Annotated in this window: 19 protein-coding genes; 15 read left to right on the forward strand and 4 right to left on the reverse strand. The window is 65.4% G+C overall.

Annotated elements, in window-relative coordinates:
• Window positions 1-90 precede the first annotated feature (90 nt).
• The 3 genes from AB4Y44_RS15635 (at window position 91) to AB4Y44_RS15645 (ending at window position 2,777) form a co-directional block, all read left to right on the forward strand.
• Complete coding sequence (locus tag AB4Y44_RS15635) at window positions 91-1,482, forward strand: nucleobase:cation symporter-2 family protein (protein ID WP_342918646.1); 1,392 nt, start codon at window positions 91-93, stop codon at window positions 1,480-1,482.
• A gap of 102 nt (window positions 1,483-1,584) precedes the next feature.
• Window positions 1,585-2,175: a helix-turn-helix domain-containing protein gene (locus tag AB4Y44_RS15640; protein ID WP_368700120.1), complete on the forward strand. Its 591-nt coding sequence runs from the start codon at window positions 1,585-1,587 to the stop codon at window positions 2,173-2,175.
• Between the two features lie 53 nt (window positions 2,176-2,228).
• A complete protein-coding gene (locus AB4Y44_RS15645) occupies window positions 2,229-2,777 on the forward strand; it encodes an N-acetyltransferase family protein (protein WP_342918644.1) in 549 nt (182 codons plus the stop codon).
• A 19-nt stretch (window positions 2,778-2,796) separates the two neighbouring features.
• Here AB4Y44_RS15645 and AB4Y44_RS15650 read toward each other — a convergent pair whose 3' ends face one another.
• Window positions 2,797-3,150: a hypothetical protein gene (locus AB4Y44_RS15650; protein ID WP_368700121.1), complete on the reverse strand. Its 354-nt coding sequence runs from the start codon at window positions 3,148-3,150 to the stop codon at window positions 2,797-2,799.
• A 354-nt stretch (window positions 3,151-3,504) separates the two neighbouring features.
• On the opposite strand from AB4Y44_RS15650, the gene AB4Y44_RS15655 reads away from it, so the two are divergent.
• Complete coding sequence (locus AB4Y44_RS15655; RefSeq protein ID WP_342918642.1) at window positions 3,505-3,774, forward strand: hypothetical protein; 270 nt, start codon at window positions 3,505-3,507, stop codon at window positions 3,772-3,774.
• Window positions 3,775-3,858: 84 nt separating this feature from the next.
• Here AB4Y44_RS15655 and AB4Y44_RS15660 read toward each other — a convergent pair whose 3' ends face one another.
• Window positions 3,859-6,144 carry an NADP-dependent malic enzyme gene (locus AB4Y44_RS15660; RefSeq protein ID WP_342918641.1) on the reverse strand — a complete coding sequence of 762 codons (2,286 nt, stop codon included), beginning with the start codon at window positions 6,142-6,144 and terminating at the stop codon, window positions 3,859-3,861.
• Between the two features lie 140 nt (window positions 6,145-6,284).
• On the opposite strand from AB4Y44_RS15660, the gene AB4Y44_RS15665 reads away from it, so the two are divergent.
• Window positions 6,285-7,250, forward strand: coding sequence for a LysR family transcriptional regulator (locus AB4Y44_RS15665; protein WP_069266119.1), 966 nt, complete (start codon window positions 6,285-6,287; stop codon window positions 7,248-7,250).
• Here the strand turns inward: AB4Y44_RS15665 and AB4Y44_RS15670 are convergent.
• Entirely contained in the window at window positions 7,247-8,032 is a 786-nt protein-coding gene (locus tag AB4Y44_RS15670) for a DinB family protein (protein ID WP_368700122.1), read from the reverse strand. The two genes, AB4Y44_RS15665 and AB4Y44_RS15670, sit on opposite strands and share 4 nt — an antisense overlap.
• Before the next feature lie 151 nt (window positions 8,033-8,183).
• On the opposite strand from AB4Y44_RS15670, the gene AB4Y44_RS15675 reads away from it, so the two are divergent.
• From AB4Y44_RS15675 to AB4Y44_RS15720, 10 genes are all read left to right on the forward strand, one after another.
• Window positions 8,184-8,927: an IclR family transcriptional regulator gene (locus tag AB4Y44_RS15675; protein WP_368700123.1), complete on the forward strand. Its 744-nt coding sequence runs from the start codon at window positions 8,184-8,186 to the stop codon at window positions 8,925-8,927.
• A gap of 73 nt (window positions 8,928-9,000) precedes the next feature.
• Window positions 9,001-10,053 (forward strand): cyclase family protein, encoded by a 1,053-nt coding sequence (locus AB4Y44_RS15680; protein WP_368700124.1) that lies wholly within the window; start codon window positions 9,001-9,003, stop codon window positions 10,051-10,053.
• Between the two features lie 45 nt (window positions 10,054-10,098).
• Window positions 10,099-10,800, forward strand: coding sequence for an SDR family oxidoreductase (locus tag AB4Y44_RS15685; protein ID WP_342918637.1), 702 nt, complete (start codon window positions 10,099-10,101; stop codon window positions 10,798-10,800).
• Window positions 10,801-10,802: 2 nt separating this feature from the next.
• Window positions 10,803-11,783, forward strand: coding sequence for a 3-hydroxyacyl-CoA dehydrogenase (locus tag AB4Y44_RS15690; RefSeq protein WP_342918636.1), 981 nt, complete (start codon window positions 10,803-10,805; stop codon window positions 11,781-11,783).
• 70 nt (window positions 11,784-11,853) lie between these two features.
• A complete protein-coding gene (locus AB4Y44_RS15695; protein WP_368700125.1) occupies window positions 11,854-13,185 on the forward strand; it encodes a short-chain fatty acid transporter in 1,332 nt (443 codons plus the stop codon).
• 56 nt (window positions 13,186-13,241) lie between these two features.
• Window positions 13,242-13,526, forward strand: coding sequence for a muconolactone Delta-isomerase (gene catC, locus AB4Y44_RS15700; RefSeq protein WP_069266126.1), 285 nt, complete (start codon window positions 13,242-13,244; stop codon window positions 13,524-13,526).
• Between the two features lie 12 nt (window positions 13,527-13,538).
• Window positions 13,539-13,835, forward strand: coding sequence for a YciI family protein (locus AB4Y44_RS15705; RefSeq protein ID WP_368700126.1), 297 nt, complete (start codon window positions 13,539-13,541; stop codon window positions 13,833-13,835).
• A gap of 236 nt (window positions 13,836-14,071) precedes the next feature.
• Window positions 14,072-14,248, forward strand: coding sequence for a DUF1328 family protein (locus AB4Y44_RS15710; protein ID WP_028203043.1), 177 nt, complete (start codon window positions 14,072-14,074; stop codon window positions 14,246-14,248).
• A 256-nt stretch (window positions 14,249-14,504) separates the two neighbouring features.
• Window positions 14,505-15,677, forward strand: a complete 1,173-nt coding sequence (locus tag AB4Y44_RS15715) for a porin (protein WP_368700127.1) — start codon at window positions 14,505-14,507, stop codon at window positions 15,675-15,677.
• 203 nt (window positions 15,678-15,880) lie between these two features.
• Window positions 15,881-17,560 carry a purple acid phosphatase family protein gene (locus AB4Y44_RS15720; protein WP_368700128.1) on the forward strand — a complete coding sequence of 560 codons (1,680 nt, stop codon included), beginning with the start codon at window positions 15,881-15,883 and terminating at the stop codon, window positions 17,558-17,560.
• Between the two features lie 36 nt (window positions 17,561-17,596).
• Here the strand turns inward: AB4Y44_RS15720 and shc are convergent, their stop codons facing one another.
• Window positions 17,597-19,633 carry a squalene--hopene cyclase gene (gene shc, locus AB4Y44_RS15725; RefSeq protein WP_342918631.1) on the reverse strand — a complete coding sequence of 679 codons (2,037 nt, stop codon included), beginning with the start codon at window positions 19,631-19,633 and terminating at the stop codon, window positions 17,597-17,599.
• Window positions 19,634-19,642 lie beyond the last annotated feature (9 nt).

Genomic DNA, 19,642 nt, shown 5'->3' on the forward strand with positions numbered 1-19,642 from the left:
ACGCGGGCGCGCCCTGAAGCAGGCGCGCCCAGGGTTCCCCCTGAGCTTCCGTTAAAATGCGGCGCTTTCCCTTTTCACCCGCCGCGCCCGATGCACTCCGCTCCATCGACCTCGCCCGCCGCTACCCGCGAAGCGAACGACACCGAACCCACCCACGACCTCGTCTACGGCCCCAACGACCGCCCCGCGCCCACCATCGCTTTCGTGGCCGCGCTCCAGCATCTGCTAGCGATCCTCGTGCCGATCGTGACGCCTGGGCTCCTGATCTGCCAGGCGCTGGGCGTCTCCAGCCGCGACACCACGCTGATCGTCTCGATGTCGCTGGTGATTTCCGGCATCGCCACGTTCCTGCAATGCAAGCGCGTCGGACCGCTCGGCGCGGGCCTGCTCATCGTGCAGGGCACGAGCTTCAACTTCGTCGGCCCGCTCATCGCGGGCGGCAGCCTGATGGTCAAGCAGGGCACGGCCGTCGAGACCGTGATGGCCGCCATCTTCGGCGTCGTCATTGCCGGCTCGTTCGTCGAAATGGCGGTGTCGCGCATCCTGCCCTTCATCAAGCGCCTCATCACCCCGCTCGTCACCGGCATCGTCGTGCTGCTGATCGGCCTCACGCTCATCAAGGTCGGCCTCATCAGCATGGGCGGCGGCTATGGCGCCATCGCCAAGGGCAACTTCGCGAGCGTCCAGAACCTCGCGCTCTCGGGCCTCGTGCTCGGCACCATCATCGTGCTCAACCGCGTGCCCGTCGTCTGGGTGCGCAGCACGGCGCTCGTCATCGCCCTCGCCATCGGCTACATCGTTGCGGGCGCAATGGGCCGGCTCGACTTCACCGGCGCGCGCGAAGCCGCGCTGTTCCAGATTCCGACCCCGCTGCATTTCGGTCTGGGCTTCTCGTGGTCGCTCTTCGTGCCCATGCTGATCATCTACCTCGTGACCTCGCTCGAAGCGATCGGCGACGTCACCGCCACCAGCAAGGTGTCGAAGGAGCCGGTGGAAGGTCCCGTGTGGATGCGGCGCATCAAGGGCGGCGTGCTCGTGAACGGCTTCAACTCGCTGCTCGCGGGCTTCTTCAACACGTTTCCCAGCTCCGTGTTCGCGCAGAACAACGGCGTCATCCAGCTCACCGGCATTGCCAGCCGCCACGTCGGGCTCTGGATCGCGGGCATGCTCGTCGTGCTGGGCCTGTTCCCGCCCGTGGCCGGCGTGCTGCAGGCCGTGCCCGAGCCCGTGCTGGGCGGCGCGGCCATGGTGATGTTCGGCGCGGTGGCCGCTTCCGGCATCAACATCCTCGCGGGCACGCGCCTCGACCGCCGCGCGCTGCTCATCATCGCGGTGTCGCTCGCGCTGGGCCTCGGCGTCTCGCAGGTGCCGGAGATTCTGACGAGCCTGCCGCATGCGCTCAAGAACGTGCTGGAGTCGGGCGTCGCAACGGGCGGCATCTGCGCGCTCGTGATGAACTGGTTCCTGCCGGAAAAGCCGTAACCTTACTGAGCGTGCGGCCCCGATACTGGGCCGCGCGCTTTTTTATTGACCGCAATTTCCAATTTACTGGATAATAGCTCCATCATCTTGGACAAAAACCCAATGGATACCCCAACCGACGCCGGCATCAACGAGCGCATTGCCCGCTGCGTGCGCGACCTGCGCGCCACGCGCAGCCTCACGCTCGACGCGCTGGCCGCGCGCAGCGGCGTGAGCCGTTCGATGATCTCGATGATCGAGCGCGGCGCCGCCAGCCCCACGGCCGTAGTGCTCGAAAAGCTCGCGGCGGGGCTGTCGGTCTCGATGGCGAGCCTGTTCGGCGCAAGCGGCGAGAGCGCGCCCGCCGAGCCGCTGGTGCGCCGCGCACAGCAGGCTCAGTGGCGCGACCCGCAGTCGGGCTATATGCGCCGCAGCGTGTCGCCGCCCAACTGGCCTTCGCCGATCCAGCTGGTCGAAGTGGATTTCCCGGCCGGTGCGCGCGTAGCCTACGAAACAGGCAGCCGCGAGAACGTGATTCACCAGCAGGTGTGGGTGATGGAAGGACGCATCGACGTGGAGCTGGGCACTGAACGGCATGCGCTTCAGGCGGGCGACTGCCTCGCCATGCGGCTCGATCAGCCGCTCATCTTCAGCAATCCAGGCTCGCAGGCCGCGCGCTATGTCGTCGCCATTTGCGACGTAAGCGGTCTTTGAACCCGCGTCATACGCCGCGATCTTTCACCCTGTACATTTAAAGAGGACTCCCCATGAATTCGAACTCACGGAGCGATGGCGTGCGCTTCATCGATTGCAACGAAACGGACCACGCGTCGGCAATTCTCGAGATCCTCAACGACGCGATCGTCAATTCGACCGCGCTCTACGACTACAAGCCGCGTCCTCCCGAAGCCATGGTCACGTGGTTCGGCACCAAGCGCGCGAACGGTTTTCCGGTGGTGGGCGCCGTGGACGAGGCCGGCACGCTGCTCGGCTTCGCGAGCTGGGGCACGTTTCGCGCGTTTCCCGCCAACAAGTACACGGTCGAGCACAGCGTCTACGTGCACCGTGACCAGCGCGGCCGTGGCCTCGGCGAGCGCCTGCTGCTCGAGTTGATCCGCCGCGCCCGTGAGGAACAGATTCACGTGCTCGTGGGCTGCATCGACGCCACCAATGCCGGCAGCATCGCACTGCACGCCAAGCTGGGCTTCACGCACTCGGGCACGATCAAGGAAGCGGGATTCAAGTTCGGACGCTGGCTCGACGCCGCGTTCTACCAGCTCAATCTGGAGATGCCCGCCCCGCCGGTGGACGGCTGAGGCGCGCGCGCCCGGCGGCTCAACGTGCGCTCGAACGGGCCGCAGCCGCCGTCATGGCATTGCGGATATGGCGCGCCCGCAGCGGCGCGCGGGCCGCGCGCTTCGAGGCGCACGCTGCGCGCGTGGCACGCAGCTTCGCCTGACTGCGGTTGCGGGACCCGACCTCGCGCGTGGCGCGCCGCGCCTGCCTGCGCACGACGAGCAGCACGCAGACGATGGCCGCGACCACGGCCACGCGAAACGGCGACGACTCGAAGGCGCGTTCCGGCACGTGCAGCAGGAGAATGGAAATGAACACGGCGACCTGAATGAGGATCGCCGAAAGCGAAGCGACGAACAGGTAGGCTTGCAGGCGATCGGTCGGCGGCTTCATGGGGCTGCACTCCAGAAAGTTGCGCGGACAACGATATCGAGTCTGGCTGGTTATACCCTGCGCCTCGCGAATGTCAGGCGCATGGCAACGCGCGAAGCTGGGCAGCGTGATGGGATCGTGCCTGCTCCAAGCTGATGAGAACCTTAAGGAAAGGCGCGTGCGATTCCGCTTTTATCATCGGACGATAATTCTTTGCGCACCTTGCCAACCAACACCTTTCAGCGCCTTTCGTCTTGCCTCGATTCATGCGCAACACAGAAGGGTCCCTTCCGGGTTCATGCAGTGCTTACCTAAGGTTGACTTAAGCTCGCGCGCCGTACGCTTGCAGGTTGTAATCCGCACGGCAATGCAGTCATGAATCGCACTTATGAGTATCGCGGCTACGCAATCCGCGTTGGCGTCGAAGCAAATGGCACGGTCCCGCTCGAGCGCCTGGAAATCGAACGGCCTCGCTATGCAGCGGTGGTAAGCATCGCGGCGCTCGACGAGCCCGCCTTCCCCTCGCCCCTGAAAATCGACACCGCCGCCGGGCTGCCCTTCAATTCCGATATCGACGCGCTGATGGGCGGCTACAGCGAGGCCCGCCGCCTCATCGACGAACGGCTCGCCACAATCACGCCCTGACCTGCCAAAGCAAAAAACGCGCGACAGCTGGAAGCCGTCGCGCGTTTTTCATCGGGACGCACAGCGTGCGTCCTGTGCCTGCACTCAGTCGCGGTTCGCCTGCAACACGGTCAGCGCCGCCATGTTGATGATGCGTCGCACCGTCGAGCTCGACGTCAGCACGTTCACTGGCGCGTTCACGCCCAGCAGGAACGGGCCGACCGCCACGTTGCTGCCCGCCCCCGTCTTGAGCAGGTTGTAGGCGATGTTGCCCGAGTCCACGTTCGGGCACACGAGCAGGTTCGCCGCGCCCTTGAGCTTGGAATGCGGCAGGATACGCAGGCGCAGGGCCTCGTCCAGCGCGCAGTCGCCGTGCATTTCGCCGTCGATTTCCAGATCGGGATTCTTTTCCGTCACGAGCTTGAGCACTTCGCGCATCTTCGTGCCCGAAGCCGAGCTGCCCGAGCCGAAGTTCGAACGCGAGAGCAGCGCGACCTTCGGCTGCAGGTTCAGCCATTCCATCTGGCGTGCCGCGGCCAGCGTGAATTCGGCGATCTGCTCGGCGTTCGGGTTGTCGTTCACGTGCGTGTCGACGATCGCGACCGTGCGCTTGTCGAGCAGCAGGATGTTCATCGCTGCATACGTGTTCGCGTTGCGCTGCTTGCCGATCACCTCGTCGACGAAGCGCAGGTGGTCGTGATACGCGCCTACCGTGCCGCACACCATGCCGTCCGCGTCGCCGAGGCGCACCATCATCGCGCCGATCAGCGTGAGGCGGCGGCGCATTTCCACGCGCGCCATCTCCTTCGAAATGCCGTCGCGGCAACGCAGTTCCCAATAGGTCGTCCAGTACTGGTGGAAGCGCTCGTCGTACTCGGGGTTCGTGACTTCCACGTCTTCGCCGAGCTTCAGGCGCAGGCCGAACTTCTCGATGCGGGCAAGCAGCACTTCGGGACGGCCGATCAGGATCGGACGCGCGAGCTTCTCGTCGACGATCACCTGCACGGCGCGCAGCACGCGCTCTTCCTCGCCTTCGGCGAACACGATGCGCGACTTGCCGCCGTCACGCACGAACTGCTTCGCGGCCGCGAAAATCGGCTTCATGAACGCGCCCGAGTGATACACGAACTGCTGCAGCTCGTTCGTGTAGGCGCCGAAGTCGTCGATGGGGCGCGTGGCCACGCCGTCTTCCATCGCCGCCTTCGCGACGGCCGGCGCGATACGCACGATCAGACGCGAGTCGAACGGCTTCGGAATCAGGTACTTCGGGCCGAAGCGCAGATCATAGGCGCCGTATGCGGCCGCCACCGAATCGTTCAGCTCTTCTTCCGCGAGCTTGGCGATCGCGTGCACCGCCGCGATTTCCATGTTGCGCGTGATGGTCGTTGCACCGACATCGAGTGCGCCACGGAAGATGTACGGGAAGCACAGCACGTTGTTGACCTGGTTCGGGAAGTCCGAACGGCCCGTGGCGATCACCGCGTCCGGGCGCGCTTCGAGCGCGACCTCGGGGAAGATTTCCGGCGTGGGGTTGGCGAGCGCAAGAATCAGCGGCTTGTCCGCCATCTTCTTGACCATTTCGGCCTTGAGCACGCCGCCAGCCGACAGGCCGAGGAACACGTCCGCGCCTTCGATCACGTCGGAGAGCGAGCGCGCCGAGGTGTCCTGCGCGAAGCGTTCCTTGTCGGGGTCCATGAGCGTCGTGCGGCCCTGGTAGACCACGCCGTCGATGTCGGTCACCCAGATGTTCTTGAGCGGCAGGCCCAGATCGACCATGAGATCCAGACAGGCCAGCGCCGCTGCGCCCGCGCCCGAGGTCACGACCTTGACCTTCGAAATGTCCTTGCCGATCACTTTCAGGCCGTTCATGAACGCGGCCGAAACGGTGATGGCAGTGCCGTGCTGATCGTCGTGGAAGACCGGAATCTTCATGCGCTCGCGCAGCTTGCGCTCGACCGTGAAGCAGTCGGGAGCCTTGATGTCTTCCAGATTGATGCCGCCGAAGGTGGCTTCGAGGCTCGCGATGATGTCCACGAGCTTGTCCGGGTCGCTTTCGGTGATTTCGATGTCGAACACGTCGATGCCGGCGAACTTCTTGAAGAGCACGGCCTTGCCTTCCATGACCGGCTTGGAGGCCAGCGCGCCGATGTTGCCGAGACCGAGCACCGCCGTACCGTTCGTGATCACGCCCACCAGATTGCCGCGCGCCGTGTAGCGGAACGAGTTCTGCGGATTATCGACGATCTCCTCGCAGGCCACGGCCACGCCCGGCGTATAGGCGAGCGCGAGGTCGCGCTGGGTGACGAGCGGCTTGCTGGCCGTCACCGAAATCTTGCCCGGGGTGGGGAATTCGTGATATTCGAGGGCGGCCTGACGATCGGTCTTGTTCATGTTCCTCACTCTGATGGTGTGCCGCACGCACGGAAGGCGCGGCGGTCATGTTCGAATGAGGCGATTCTAGAGAGCCCTCATAACCTGCTCATTTTGATTTAGTATGGGGCCATCATTTTTTGGTAATACCCTGGAGAATCGTGTCTTTCAGCATTGACGACGTGACGAGGCGGTTGAATACGCGCCTGAAAATGCGCCATCTGGTCCTGCTCCTGCAGATCCGCCAGCACGGCTCGCTCACGCGCGTGGCGGAACACATGGCAACGAGCCAGCCCGCCGTCACCAACGCGCTGGCTGAAATGGAGAGCATGTTCGGTGCGCCGCTATTCGACCGTACGCCGCGCGGCATGACGCCCACGGCGCTCGGCAACGTGGTGCTCGCACGCGCCCAGGCCATGCTGCACGACCTCGACCACCTCGCGCGCGACATCGAAGCCGTGGTGGCCGGCCACGCCACGCGCGTGCACGTGGGCGTGATTCCGTTCATTTCAGGGCGCACGCTCGCCGCCGCCATTCGCCTCACGCAGTCGCGGCTGCCACAACGCGTCACCATGACGATTCACGAAGGCACGAGCGACGCGCTCCTGCCGCAGCTGCGCGACCATACGCTCGATATCGTGATCGGGCGCGCGTCGTCGGCTGTCGATGTCTCGCAGCTGCGCTTCGAGGTGCTGCATCAGCAAAAGCCGCGGCTCATCGCCAGCCGCCGGCTCGCGGCGCGCCTCGCACGCGGCAAGCTCGACTGGGAAAAGCTGGTCGAACTGGACTGGATCCTGGGCGCGCCGCACACGCCCATCCGCGAGCAGATTTCCGACCTCTTCCTGCACGCGGGCGTGGCGCCGCCCGTGCCGATCGTGGAGAGCTACACGTCGCGGCTGATCGGCGAGATGATCAGCACGAACGAAAACGCGGTGTCGATCGTGCCCGCCGATATTGCCGAGGAACTCGTGCACTTCGCGGGCGTGGCGATCGTGCCGTACACGCTCGACTGGACGCTGCCGCCCGTCGCGATGTTCACGCGCGCGGGCGTGTTACGCGATGTCGACGCCACCTTCGGGCAGTCGCTGCGCGAGCTGTATCAGGAGGCGGAGAAGGCGCGGGGTTAAGCGGCTTCCTGCAGTTCGCCTTCGAGCTCTTCCAGCTCCAGAGCGTGCGTGCGGTCGTGGTCGAGCAGTTCGCGCACGAGTTCTTCCAGCGTCATGCGCCGTACGCCGTCGCGCAGCCCGCAGCGCAAACGCTGCTCGGGCGTGAGGCGTTTGAGCGAGGCGCAAAGACGGCGCCGCCCCTCGCTGAATTCGCCCATTGCGGCGACGAGATCCTGCTTCATGTACTCGCGTTCTTCCGCGAGCACCGTGCCGTCCACCGATGCGATTTCCGGCAGCTGAGCCTTGCGTACGACGCTGAAGCGCTCGGCGAAAACGGCGTCGAGATCGCGCAAATGGCATGCGTGTTCGAGCAACGAGAAGCCCGTGCCGCCTGGCCGGCGCGCCCATAGGTTCGTGGGCACGCGCTCGACGAGCGCGGCGAAGCGTTCCGGCATGGTTGCGAGCGCTTCGATCACCGCTTCGAACGGCAGGACGACCGGCTGCGCGCTGAACACGGCGCCATAGCTGAACAGCGCCCCGCTCACACGGCCGCGCGCCTGCGCGACTTCGTGGCCGTGGCGGCGCATCACCTCGGCCACCAGCGCGCCGCAGTACTGGCGCGCCGTGGTGTCTGCGCCGATTTCCGGAAACTTCTGCGCGATTTCCTCGGCCACGGCGGCAATCGCCGCCACGCCGACGCGCGAGAGCACCGCGTATTCCACATAGCGCCCAGGCGCGTCGATCAAGGCTTCCAGCTGGCTGGCGAGCGGCGTCGCCTTGAAACGGTCGAAGCGTGAATGCACGTTGCCTCCTAATAGCTTGAATCGTAACGTATCAAAACGATACGTTACAAACCGCGAAGGCGCAAGTGCGCGAACTCGAACGTCGCAACGATTTAGGTGTTTACCCGTAATCGTATTGTCAGCTGGTTATCGGTATGCCGATAATGCTCTCATGGATGTGAAAACTGCAGTGCGCGTCTTCGACGTGATCAACCTCTTTGCCGAAGTCCGGCAACCGATGATCTACAGCGAGATTGCGCGTCGAACCGAGATCCCGCTGTCGAGCTGCCACGCGCTGTTGCAGACGATGGTGGCCAAAGGCTATCTGTACGCGCCGGGCGTGAAGGCGGGCTACTACCCCACGCAGCGGCTGCTGCACGTGGCGCGCGACATCTGTAGCGAGGACCCGCTCACGCTGATGTTCCAGCCGCTGCTTTCCGCGTTGCGCGACGCGACCGGCGAGACCGCCGCGCTCGCCACGCTTGCCGGCAACCGCGTGGTCTATCTCGACGTAATGGAATCGCGCCAGAAGATCCGCTACAGCGACGAGCCGGGCGGCTTCATGACCATTGCGAGCGCCGCGGGCAAGGCGCTGCTCGGCGCGCTCGCCCCGGCCGCGCGCCGCAAACTGCTCGACAGTTGCGAGCCGCAGCTGCACTCGGCGAGTGGCGCGGTGATCGACCGCGGCGCGTTCGAGCGCGACGTCGAGCAGGGCGTGACGGACGGTTGGCATCGCTCGACGGGCGAAAGCGTGGAGGACGTAGCCGGCCTCGCGCGCGGTTTCCTGATTCATGGCGAGGCGTTTGCGCTCGTCATCGGCGCGCCCAAGGCGCGTCTTCTCAAGAACGAGCAGAACGCCGTGGAGGCGCTGCTCGAGGTGTACGCGCAAATCCCGCCAACGCTGCTCGCGGCGTGAGGCGCGTCAGGCGCCTCGGGCGCCGGATGCAGCGATGCGCGAAGCGCGGAATTCCTGAAGTGGAGGGTCAAGCATGCGTTGGAACAACCGGCCGGAAGGCTCGAACTGGGGCGACTTCGGTCCCGACGATCAATTGGGGCGCCCCAATCTCATCGGCGCCGAGCAGGTGCTCAAGGGCGCGCAGGAAATACGCGCGGGCCTCACGTTCACCCTTTCGCTGCCGCTCGACTTTCCTGGCGACAGCAAGCTCAATGTGCGCCGCCATCCGCCGGTGCTGCGTCCCACCTTCCGCGACGGCCTGCCCTATGTGAACTTCCCGTTCGCACGGAACGTTGCGGGCGCGACCGACGTGGTGAGCGACGATCAGGTGCTGCTCTCGCTTCAATACTCCACGCAGTGGGATTCGCTCGCGCACGTGGGCGCACGCTTCGACGCCAACGGCGACGGCGTGGCCGAGAGCGTCTACTACAACGGCTATCGCGCGAACGTGGACGTGGTCGGCCCGATGGAATATCGCGCGGACGACAACTTCGCGCCTCACGCGTGCGGCGGCGAGCATAGCCATGCCGATGTGCTCGGCATCGAGCACCTTGCCGTGAAGGGCATGCAAGGCCGCGGCGTGCTGATCGATTTCGCCGCGCATTTTGGCCGCGAGTTTCGCACCGTGGGCTACGACGACCTGATGCGCGTGATCGAGTCCGACGGCGTGGAAATCGAGCGCGGCGACATGCTCGTGCTACGTACCGGCTTCGCGGAGATGGTGCTCGAAATGAACCGCCAGCCCGACGAAGCCGTCTTGTCGAGCCACTGCAGCGCACTCGACGGGCGCGACGAGCGCCTGCTGCAATGGATCACCGATTCGGGCATCGCGGCGCTCGCCGCCGACAACTACGCCGTCGAACGCTACCCCGCGCGTGCGCCCGCGGCACCCGGCGATCACCCGCTCATGCCGCTGCATCACCACTGTCTCTTCAAGCTCGGCCTGCCGCTGGGCGAGCTTTGGTATTTGCGCGATCTCGCCCAGTGGCTGCGTGAGCACCAGCGCTCGCGCTTCATGCTCACCGCGCCGCCGCTGCGGCTGCCTGGGGCCATGGGCTCGCCCGTCACGCCGGTCGCCACGGTTTGACGAACTGTTTCGCTATCCTTTGTTTTATCCGCATTCCTGAAAGACATGGCTAAAGAAAGAGTCCTGATTACCGGCGGCGCCGCCGGCATCGGTGCCGCGTGCGCCGCGCGCTGCGAGGCCGATGGCTACGAGGCCGTCGTGATCGACCGCGTGGGCGACGGCATCATCGCCGATCTCTCCGACACCGAGGCAACGGCAGCCGCACTCGCCCGCGCGCTCGAGGGCGGCCCGATCACGCGCCTCATCAACAACGTGGGCGTGGTCGTGCCCAATGACGCCGAGCACCAGTCGCTCGAAGAACTCGAACGCGCATGGTCGCTCAATGTTCGCTGCGCGCAGCAGTGCATGCAGGCGCTGTTGCCCGGCATGAAGGCAGTGGGCTTCGGGCGCATCGTCAACATGTCGTCGCGCGCCGCGCTCGGTAAAGAGCTGCGCACGGCCTATTCGGCCACCAAGGCCGCGTTGATCGGCATGACGCGCGTATGGGCGCTCGAACTCGGCGCATTCGGTGTGACTGCGAACGCCATCGGCCCGGGCCCGATCCGCACCGAACTGTTCGACCGGGCCAATCCGCCCGGCGCGCCGCGCACCGAAGCGATCATCAACGCCGTACCGGTCAAGCGCGTAGGCACGCCGGAAGACGTCGCGCACGCGGCCTCGTATCTCCTCGACGCGCGCAGCGGCTTCGTGACCGGCCAGGTGCTCTACGTGTGCGGCGGCATGACCGTCGGCGTCGCGGGAGTTTGACGATGGCGCCTCCCGAAACGCCTGCGCAAGCCTGCGAACCGCGACGCACCGGCATCGTCGGCGCGGGCAGCATCGGCGTGGCGTTCGCGATCTGCTTTGCGCGGGCCGGCTGGCGCGTGCGCCTCTACGATCCCGACGCCGCACGCCGCGCCGCCGCGCCTGCAGAGATTGCGCAGCGTCTCGACGATCTCACGCGATACGCCCTGCTCGACGAAACCGCACAGCAAATCGCCGCGCGCGTCGCGATCGTCGATACGCTCGAAGCCGCGGTAGCGCAAGCCGATCTGGTGCAGGAATGCGCACCGGAGCGCGCCGAACTCAAGCGCGAGCTCTTCGCGCAGCTCGACCGCGCCGCGCCGCCCGAAGCGATTCTCGCGAGCGCTTCGTCGTTTCTCGCGGCCTCGAAATTCGTCGACGCTACGCTGCCCGGTTGCGCGCGCTGCCTCGTCGCCCATCCCGGCAACCCGCCCTACCTCGTGCCCGTGATCGAGGTCGTGCCCGCGCCGTTCACGTCCGAAGCGGCGGCCACGCGCGCAATCGCGCTCTACACCGAAGCGGGCATGAAGCCCGTGCGCGTGAAACACGAAGTGGAAGGCTTCATCTTCAACCGCCTGCAAGGCGCCGTGCTGCGCGAAGCGTATTGCCTCGTGCGCGACGGCGTGGCGTCGGTGGAAGACATCGACACCGTGATGCGCGAAGGCCTCGGCCCGCGCTGGTCGGTGATCGGCCCGTTCGAGACCGTCGATCTGAACACGCGCGGCGGCATCGCCTCGCATGCGCGGAAGATGGGCCCCTCGTACGCACGCATGGGCGCCGAACGCGGCCAGCACGACCCGTGGACGCCCGAACTCGTCGCCCAGGTCGAGGCGGCGAGGCGCGCGGCGCTGCCGCTCGATCAATGGGACGAGCGTGTGGGCTGGCGCGACCGCCAGCTCATGCGTCTCGCCCGCCATCGCAAGACCCAAAACCACGACGACTCGTAAGCGCCTCGAACGCACGCGCCGAGAGCCGAAGAGACCCGACAACTATTACGATTCAGATAGAGACACTTCCATGCAGAAAGTCACCGCCTTCTTTACCGAGCTGATGCGCCGGTATTTGCCCGATCCGTTCGTGTTCGCGATCGGTCTCACCTTGCTGACGATGGCCCTTGCCGTGATCGTGCAGGGACAAGCCGTCACGGCCCTCACCACGAGCTGGGGCAAGGGCTTCTGGGCGCTGCTCGCGTTCACCACGCAAATGGCGGTGATTCTCGCGATGGGCTACGTGCTCGCTACCGCGCCGCTGACCGACCGCTTTCTGAACCGCGTGGTGGCGCGCGTGAACGATCCGCGCATGGCGATCATGGTCGCCACGCTGGTGGGCGGCATCGGCAGCTATCTGAACTGGGGCTTCGGCCTCGTGGTGGGCGGTATCGTCGCGCGCAAGCTCGCGCTGCGTGTAAAAGGCGTGCACTACCCGCTCATCATCGCTTCGGCGTATAGCGGCTTTACGCTCTACGGTCTCGGGCTCTCGGCCAGCATTCCCGTCCTGATCTCCACGAAGGGCCATCCGCTCGAAGGGCAAATGGGCGTCATTCCGCTCTCCGAAACGATTTTCTCGCCCACCATGCTCATCACGAGCCTCGTGACCATCATCACGCTGCCGCTGCTGAACGCATGGCTGCACCCGAAGCCCGGTCAGCCGATCAAGGAAATCGACCGCGCCCAGGAAGAAAAGCAGCAGAAGGCCGCGGCGCTCGGCGTGGATCTCGACGAAGGCAACACGCTCGCCAACCGCCTGAACAACAGCCGTCTGCTGAGCTACGTGATCGGCCTGATCGGCATGGGCTATGTCGCGCTGCACTTCGTGCAGGGCGGCTCGATCGACCTGAACCTCATCAACTTCTTCATCCTGTTCCTCGGCATCCTTCTGCTCGGCACGCCGATCCGCTATGTGGAGAAGCTCAACGAAGGCATTCGCACGATCAGCGGCATCATTCTGCAGTACCCGTTCTACGCGGGGATCATGGCGATCATGGCGTCTTCGGGTCTCGTCAATACGTTTTCCGAAGCGTTCGTGAAGATCGCGACGCCGGCCACGCTGCCGTTCTGGGGCTTGATCAGTTCGTTCGTCATCAACTTCTTCGCGCCTTCGGGCGGTGGCCACTGGGTCATCCAGGGACCGTTCATGATCGAAGCGGCGAAGACCATCGGCGCCTCCGTGGGCCATACCTCCACGGCCGTGATGCTCGGCAACGCCTGGAACGACCTCGTGCAGCCGTTCTGGATCTTGCCCGCGCTCGCGCTTTCGAAGCTCAAGCTCAAGGACATCATGGGCTACACGGTCATCATGATGTTCTGGATCGGCATCGTGTATTCGGTTGCGATTCTCGCCTGGGGCTGATTGGCTCTCTCTTATAGGCACCCCTTTCTGGATCCGATCCTCACCGGAGACTATTCATGCTGTTTCTCGTGCACATGCAGGTGCAGATTCCGCACGGCACCGACGCCGCCTTCGCCGACGCCCTCAAGGCCGAGGAAAAAGCGTTTTCGCAGAAGCTGCAACGAGAAGGCAAGTGGCGCCACCTGTGGCGCGTGGCCGGCGAATACGCGAATTACAGCGTGTTCGATGTCGAATCGAACGACGAACTCCATACGCTGCTGACCGCGCTGCCGCTCTTCCCGTTCCTGAAGATCAGCGTGACGCCGCTCGCCCAGCATCCGTCGGCCATCGTGCCCAACTGAGAGGAACGCCCCATGCCTTTTCTCATCGAGACCTTCGACAAGCCCGGTCACGCCGAGGTGCGGACACGCGAGCGCGATGCGCATCTGGCATTTCTCGCGAAAAACAAGGCGCTGTTGCTGGCCTGCGGCGCGAAGCTCAACGACGACGGCAGCAGCGCAGGCGGCGGCATCTATATCGTCGACCTCGAAACGCGCGAGGACGCCAAGCGCTTCATCGCGCAGGATCCGTTCACGCATGTCGGGCTGTTCGAGAGCGTGAAGATCGTTCGCTGGCGCAAGGCCTATATCGACGGAACCTCCTACCTGTAAGCGCAACGCGCCAGCAGTCCCGCGACCGCTCAGTTCGTCTTCGACCCTCGATGGCGCCGTGCTCCCCTGTGCGGCGCCGATTTGGCCCGGCGTGGGCCTCCGCACGCCGGCCGTTTTTCTTTCCCGCCCGGTTAGGCGGCCCTGCTGGGCACATCGATTGCCGAAGAGGTGCGCTGTCAGTCCATCAAACAGCGCGGCCCACGTGGCGGCGCCTTCACGCGAGGAGGAAACCGATCATGCTAAAAATGGCCCTCTTCTTTGCCGTGATCGCCGTGATCGCGGCCCTGTTTGGCTTCACTGGTATCGCGGCCGGCGCGGCCGCAATCGCGAAGATCCTGTTCTTTATCTTCGTTGTGCTGTGCGTGGTGTTCCTCGTGATCGCACTCGTGGTCACGAAGAAGATCGTCGATTGACCGAAGCACGAACGACGCCCGGGGCGCCGCACCGTCCCGGGCTCCTTCAAGCTGCGCCTGCGTACTGCTAACTGCGGCGCCTATGGTTGATTTAGCAACCGTATATTACGACCGGCTTTTCCCATGAACAGAACGTATCAATAGCCTGAACGAAGTTTCATTTTATGGGCCATTTTCGACACGTTTGCGTAATCGCCCTCGCCTAAATTTCCGGTTCCGCCACACACGAAGCATTCTCCTTCTCTACGGAACCGAAATGAAAAAAGCGTTGTTGAATCTCCTCGCGCTCGCGGCGGCCGCCGCCTGCATGAGCGCTCACGCACAAAGCAGCGTGACGCTCTACGGCACGGTCGATGCGGGCCTCGACTACGTCAGCAATCAGAAGTCGTCCACGGGTCATGGCACGACGTGGGGCATGCAGTCCGGCAACGTGAGCACGAGCCGCTGGGGTCTGCGCGGCACGGAAGACCTGGGCGGCGGGCTCATGGCGATCTTCGACCTCGAGAACGGTTTCTCGGTCGTCAACGGCAAGGGTTCCAACGGCGGCTATATGTTCGGCCGGCAAGCGTGGCTGGGCCTCTCCAGCGACCGGTACGGCACGCTCACGCTCGGGCGCCAGTACGACGCGCTCGTGGACATGATCGCGCCGATGTCGGCCACAGGCTCCGGCTTCGGCGGCAACATCGCGATGCACCCGTTCGACAACGACAACCTCAACAACGACGTGCGCATGAACAACGCCGTCAAGTTCCGCAGCGCGACCTACGCGGGCTTCCAGGTGGAAGGCGCCTACGCGTTCAGCAACCAGGGCGGCGGCTTCGCGAACAATAACGCCTACACGATGGGCGCTTCGTGGAACGGCGGCCCGATCAACCTGGCCGTCGCGTACTTCCAGGGCAACGAGCCCGGCTCGACCACCAACGGCGCACTGAGCGCCGGCAGCGGCGCCGACAACGATCCGATGTTCGTAGCGGCACGCACACGCACGCTCGGCGCGGGCGGCAGCTATACGATCGGGCCGGCAAAGGTGGGCCTCGTGTTCACGCGCACGATGGTCGCCGAGCCCACGCAAATCGCCCAGGGCGGCTCGCTCAATGCGTTCGACGCCGACTACCTGACGTTCAATAACTTCGAAGTGAACGGCCGTTACGCGCTCACGCCGCAACTGAGCCTGGGCGGAGCCTATACGTATACGGACGGCTCGGTGAGCCGCGCGGAAGGCAACGCGTCGCCGCACTGGAATCAGTTCATGCTGCAGGCCGACTACGCGCTGAGCCGCCGCACCGACGTGTATCTCGAAGGCGTCTACCAGCGCGTTTCGGGCGCGCAGGGCATTCCGGTGCTCGGCAACGCGTCGATCTACAACCTCGCGGCTTCGTCCAGCAATACGCAGGCGGTCGTCGCGGCGGGCATGCGCCTGAAGTTCTAAGCCCATGCTTAGCGGGTGAGAGCGGGCCGCGCGATGCAAGCGCGGTCCGTCGTGCTGCGTCAAATAAGGGCAGTGTCATCGCCAGGTCATGCAAGCGCGCCATCGTTGCGCAGACACTCACCCTGCGATGCTTGCGCCCGCGCGCGTCAGTCATGCAAGTCCGCCAGCGCAGGCTTCGCCTTCTGCTCCCGAGGCGAGACGACATGACGAATAAAGACACCCCCGAGAATGCATCCACCGAAAGCGGCGCCAGTGTCTCGCGCCGCGGCTTCCTCAAGTTCGCCGGCGCGTCCGGCTTCGCGAGCGCGGCCGGCGCTTTCGCGGGCAGCGCGAAAGCCGACGCCGCCACACCGGACGGCACGCCCGAGCAGATCCACCTCACCTGGGGCGAAGACCCGACACGCGAAGTCGTCGTTTCGTGGGCATCGCTCGCCTCCTCCACGAACCCGCGCGTGATCTACAGCGCCGATCGCGGCAAACGCGAGACGGTGCACGCCGTTCAACGCACCTATACCGACGGGCTCACCGGTGTCGTCGTTTTCACGTATCACGCGCGGCTGCGCGGGCTGGACCCGGCCACGACCTACCGCTACGAAGTCACCGCCGATAACGACAGCCACGCGAGCAGCCCGTTTTCGTCGAGCTTCACCACGGCGCCGCGCGGCCGCGCAAAGTTCCGCTTCACGAGCTACGGCGACCTCGCCACGCCGAACACGGGCTGGGTGCTGTCGTCGCCGCAGAGCCGATTCGCCGTCGAAGCCGTCGAGCGCTTTCAGCCGCTCTTTCATCTGCTCAATGGCGACCTCTGCTACGCGAACCTGAATCCCACGCACCAGACCGACGTGTGGCGCGACTTCGGCAACAACAATCAGACTTCGTCGGCGAATCGTCCGTGGATGCCGTGCCCCGGCAATCACGAGATCGAGTTCTACAACGGCCCGCAGGGTCTGAATTCGTATCTCACGCGCTATACGCTGCCGCATAACGGCACGCAGTTTTCGGGCCGCTGGTACAGCTTCCGCGTGAGCAACGTGCTGTTCGTCTCGCTCGACGCCGACGACGTGGTCTACCAGGACGCCGCCGCGTTCGTGGCCGGCCCCTCGCCGCTCGTGCCTGCCGCCAGCACGGGCAACGCGCCGGTTCAGCCGGGCACGTCGTTCTATGTGCGCGGCTACAGCAACGGCGTGCAGACGCGCTGGCTCGAGCAAACCCTGAGGCAGGCGAAGGACGACGACGATATCGACTGGATCGTGGTGCAGATGCACCAGGACGCGCTCAGTTCGTCGAAAACGGGCAACGGCTCGGACAAGGGCATTCGCGAGGCGTGGCTGCCCCTCTTCGACCGCTATGGCGTGGACCTGGTGGTGTGCGGCCACGATCACGACTACGAGCGCAGCTACCCGGTGCGCGGCTGCAATCATCACGCAGGCGTCGATGCGAAGACCGGCGCGAGCGTCGACACGCTTCAGCCGCGCCCCGTCACGCACGCCCAGGGCACGGGCAACACCTTCGACACGAGCCACGGCACGATCCACCTGATCCTGGGCGGCGGCGGCACGAGCGCGCCGCTCGACGTGTATGGCGTGGACGCCGGCAACGGCAATCCGCAGGCCCAGGTGTTCACGAAGCCCAACCACCCGGTGGCGGGCACGACCGCGGGCACGTTCGCACGCCCCACGGCGGATGCGCTCGAAGACGCGATCTGGTCGGCGCAGCGCGATACGGGCACGGGCTATGGCATTGCGGTGTTCGACGTCGATCCCGGCACGCACGGCGGCAAGACGACGATCACGATGAACTACTATCACGCGCCGGGTGCGGATCAAACGCCGACCGGCAATTATGAATTGTTCGAAACGATTACGCTGGCGAAGTCACGCTAAGCGGACCACGCGGGGCGCCTGCGCCCCGCTTCGAATTCAAGCCGCGAGCGCGGCTTCTTCCACTTCCCGCACCGCGACCGCACCGCCTGCCAGCCGCCGGTAACGCGACAGCGCCCACAGCGGGAAATAGGCCGTGTACCCGTGATACTTGAGGTAGTAAATCCGCGGGAATCCCGGCGCATTGTGCGAGCGATGCCACCAGAATCCGTCTTCCTGCTGTACGGATAGCAGATACGCCACGCCGCGCCGCACCGATTCGGATTCCCAGTCGCCGAACGCCATTTGCGCGAGCAGCGCCCACGCGGTGAAGTTCGACGCGCTTTCGCCGCCGTTGGTGCCGGCAAGGCGCGGGTCGAGATAGCTGTCGTTGGTCTCGCCCCAGCCGCCGTCGGCGTGCTGGCGTGCGCGCAGCCATGCGAGCGCGCGTGCGATGTACGGCTGCGTCGGGTCCTCGCCCGCGAGCGCGAGACCCGCCAGCACGCTCCACGTGCCGTAGATGTAGTTGGTGCCCCAGCGGCCCCACCAGCTGCCGTCGGCTCGCTGCGTGGCCTTCACGTACTCGATGGCGCGCGCGAGCGCGGCCTTGTCCTCCTCGCGGCCCGTCACGCCGAAGCACAGCAGCACGCGGCCCGAGACGTCTTCGGTGGGCGGGTCGAGCAAGGCGCCGTGATCCGCGAAGGGGATTGCGTTCAGATAGAGGCGGTCGCAATCGGCGTCGAAGGCCCCGAAGCCGCCGTTGCGCGATTGCAGGCCGCGCATCCAGTCGAGCGCGCGCGTGACACGCGCCGCATACGGGTCCACGCCCGTTTTGCGCGCCTCACCGCGGCCGCGCCGATGGAGCATGGCGGCGACCACGGCCGTATCGTCGATGTCGGGATAGTACGGGTTCTCGTACTGAAAGGCCCAGCCGCCAACCGGCGTGTCGGGCTGCGCATTCTCGATCCAGTCGCCGCGCACGTCCTCCACCTGTCGCTCGGCGAGCCAGTCGTACGCGCGCGCAATGCGCTGCTGCAGTTCCGTGTCGCTGATCGCGGCCGACGCCGGATCGGCAGGCACGACCGTGCGCGCCTGCTCGAGCGCCATCGTGCTCCACGCCGTGTCCCACACCGGCGAGAGACACGGCTGGCAATACACGCTGCCGTCCGGGCGCTCGACGAGCAGCTTTTCCAGCGCATTCTCGCAATCGCGGCGCAACGGATGATCCTCAGGATACCCAAGCACCTGCATCATCTGGTAGCTGTAGACGATCGGCGGAAAGATGCCGCCCATGCCGTCCTCGCCGTTCATGCGCTCGGCGCACCAGGCCTCGGCGTGCTTCATGGCGCGCTGGCGCAGCGCGCGCGGCAGCAGCGGCTCGAGATGGCGCAGCGCCCGGTCAGCCGCGAGAAAGAACCGCCGGATGCCCTTGCCGCGCGCAAAGTATTCGCGCTCCTCGTCGGGGGGCGTGACGAACAGTTCGGCAATCGACACGTCATGCGGATTGGCCGCGCGCGCCTTCAGCGAACAGAGCGCGAGCAGCGGCACCATGGTCGTGCGCGCCCAGTAGGCGACCTTGTACATCGAAATGGGCACCCACTTCGGAAACAGCACGAATTCGATCGGCATGAACGGCGTGGCGCGCCACGGCACCTGACCGAAGGTGGCGAGCAGAATGCGCGTGAACACGTTGGACTTCGCCGCCCCGCCGAGCTTCAGAATGGACTCCCGCGCGCGCACCATGTGCGGCGCGCTTGCCGAGTCCCCTGCCGCCTTGAGCGCGAAGTACGCCTTCACGCTGCACGAGACATCGGGCGCGCCATCCACGTAGAGGTCCCATGCGCCGTGCGTTTGCAACCGCTGGATCGCGCGCAGATAGCGCGCCATCTTCTCCTGGCGCACCGCGTCGATCTTGCCCATGAAATGCATCATGAGGATGTATTCGGCGGTGATCGTGGCGTCAGATTCGAGCTCGAAGCACCAGCTTCCATCGGCGTCCTGCTCTCGCACGAGCGCCTCGCGGCCGCGAACGATCGAGGCGTCGAGCGCCGCCATGGCGGCTGCGGAGGCGGTAAAAGGCGGGTTGGAATTTTTCATCGGCGGATC

Origin of the sequence: Paraburkholderia sp. BR10937 (genome assembly GCF_040965695.1) — a bacterium.
GTDB lineage: Bacteria > Pseudomonadota > Gammaproteobacteria > Burkholderiales > Burkholderiaceae > Paraburkholderia.

Coding starts and splice junctions, on each gene's coding strand:
- AB4Y44_RS15635 (WP_342918646.1), top strand. CDS start 91: ATGCACTCCGCTCCATCGACCTCGCCCGCCGCTACCCGCGAAGCGAAC.
- AB4Y44_RS15640 (WP_368700120.1), top strand. CDS start 1,585: ATGGATACCCCAACCGACGCCGGCATCAACGAGCGCATTGCCCGCTGC.
- AB4Y44_RS15645 (WP_342918644.1), top strand. CDS start 2,229: ATGAATTCGAACTCACGGAGCGATGGCGTGCGCTTCATCGATTGCAAC.
- AB4Y44_RS15650 (WP_368700121.1), bottom strand. CDS start 3,150: ATGAAGCCGCCGACCGATCGCCTGCAAGCCTACCTGTTCGTCGCTTCG.
- AB4Y44_RS15655 (WP_342918642.1), top strand. CDS start 3,505: ATGAATCGCACTTATGAGTATCGCGGCTACGCAATCCGCGTTGGCGTC.
- AB4Y44_RS15660 (WP_342918641.1), bottom strand. CDS start 6,144: ATGAACAAGACCGATCGTCAGGCCGCCCTCGAATATCACGAATTCCCC.
- AB4Y44_RS15675 (WP_368700123.1), top strand. CDS start 8,184: ATGGATGTGAAAACTGCAGTGCGCGTCTTCGACGTGATCAACCTCTTT.
- AB4Y44_RS15680 (WP_368700124.1), top strand. CDS start 9,001: ATGCGTTGGAACAACCGGCCGGAAGGCTCGAACTGGGGCGACTTCGGT.
- AB4Y44_RS15685 (WP_342918637.1), top strand. CDS start 10,099: ATGGCTAAAGAAAGAGTCCTGATTACCGGCGGCGCCGCCGGCATCGGT.
- AB4Y44_RS15690 (WP_342918636.1), top strand. CDS start 10,803: ATGGCGCCTCCCGAAACGCCTGCGCAAGCCTGCGAACCGCGACGCACC.
- AB4Y44_RS15695 (WP_368700125.1), top strand. CDS start 11,854: ATGCAGAAAGTCACCGCCTTCTTTACCGAGCTGATGCGCCGGTATTTG.
- catC (WP_069266126.1), top strand. CDS start 13,242: ATGCTGTTTCTCGTGCACATGCAGGTGCAGATTCCGCACGGCACCGAC.
- AB4Y44_RS15705 (WP_368700126.1), top strand. CDS start 13,539: ATGCCTTTTCTCATCGAGACCTTCGACAAGCCCGGTCACGCCGAGGTG.
- AB4Y44_RS15710 (WP_028203043.1), top strand. CDS start 14,072: ATGCTAAAAATGGCCCTCTTCTTTGCCGTGATCGCCGTGATCGCGGCC.
- AB4Y44_RS15715 (WP_368700127.1), top strand. CDS start 14,505: ATGAAAAAAGCGTTGTTGAATCTCCTCGCGCTCGCGGCGGCCGCCGCC.
- AB4Y44_RS15720 (WP_368700128.1), top strand. CDS start 15,881: ATGACGAATAAAGACACCCCCGAGAATGCATCCACCGAAAGCGGCGCC.
- shc (WP_342918631.1), bottom strand. CDS start 19,633: ATGAAAAATTCCAACCCGCCTTTTACCGCCTCCGCAGCCGCCATGGCG.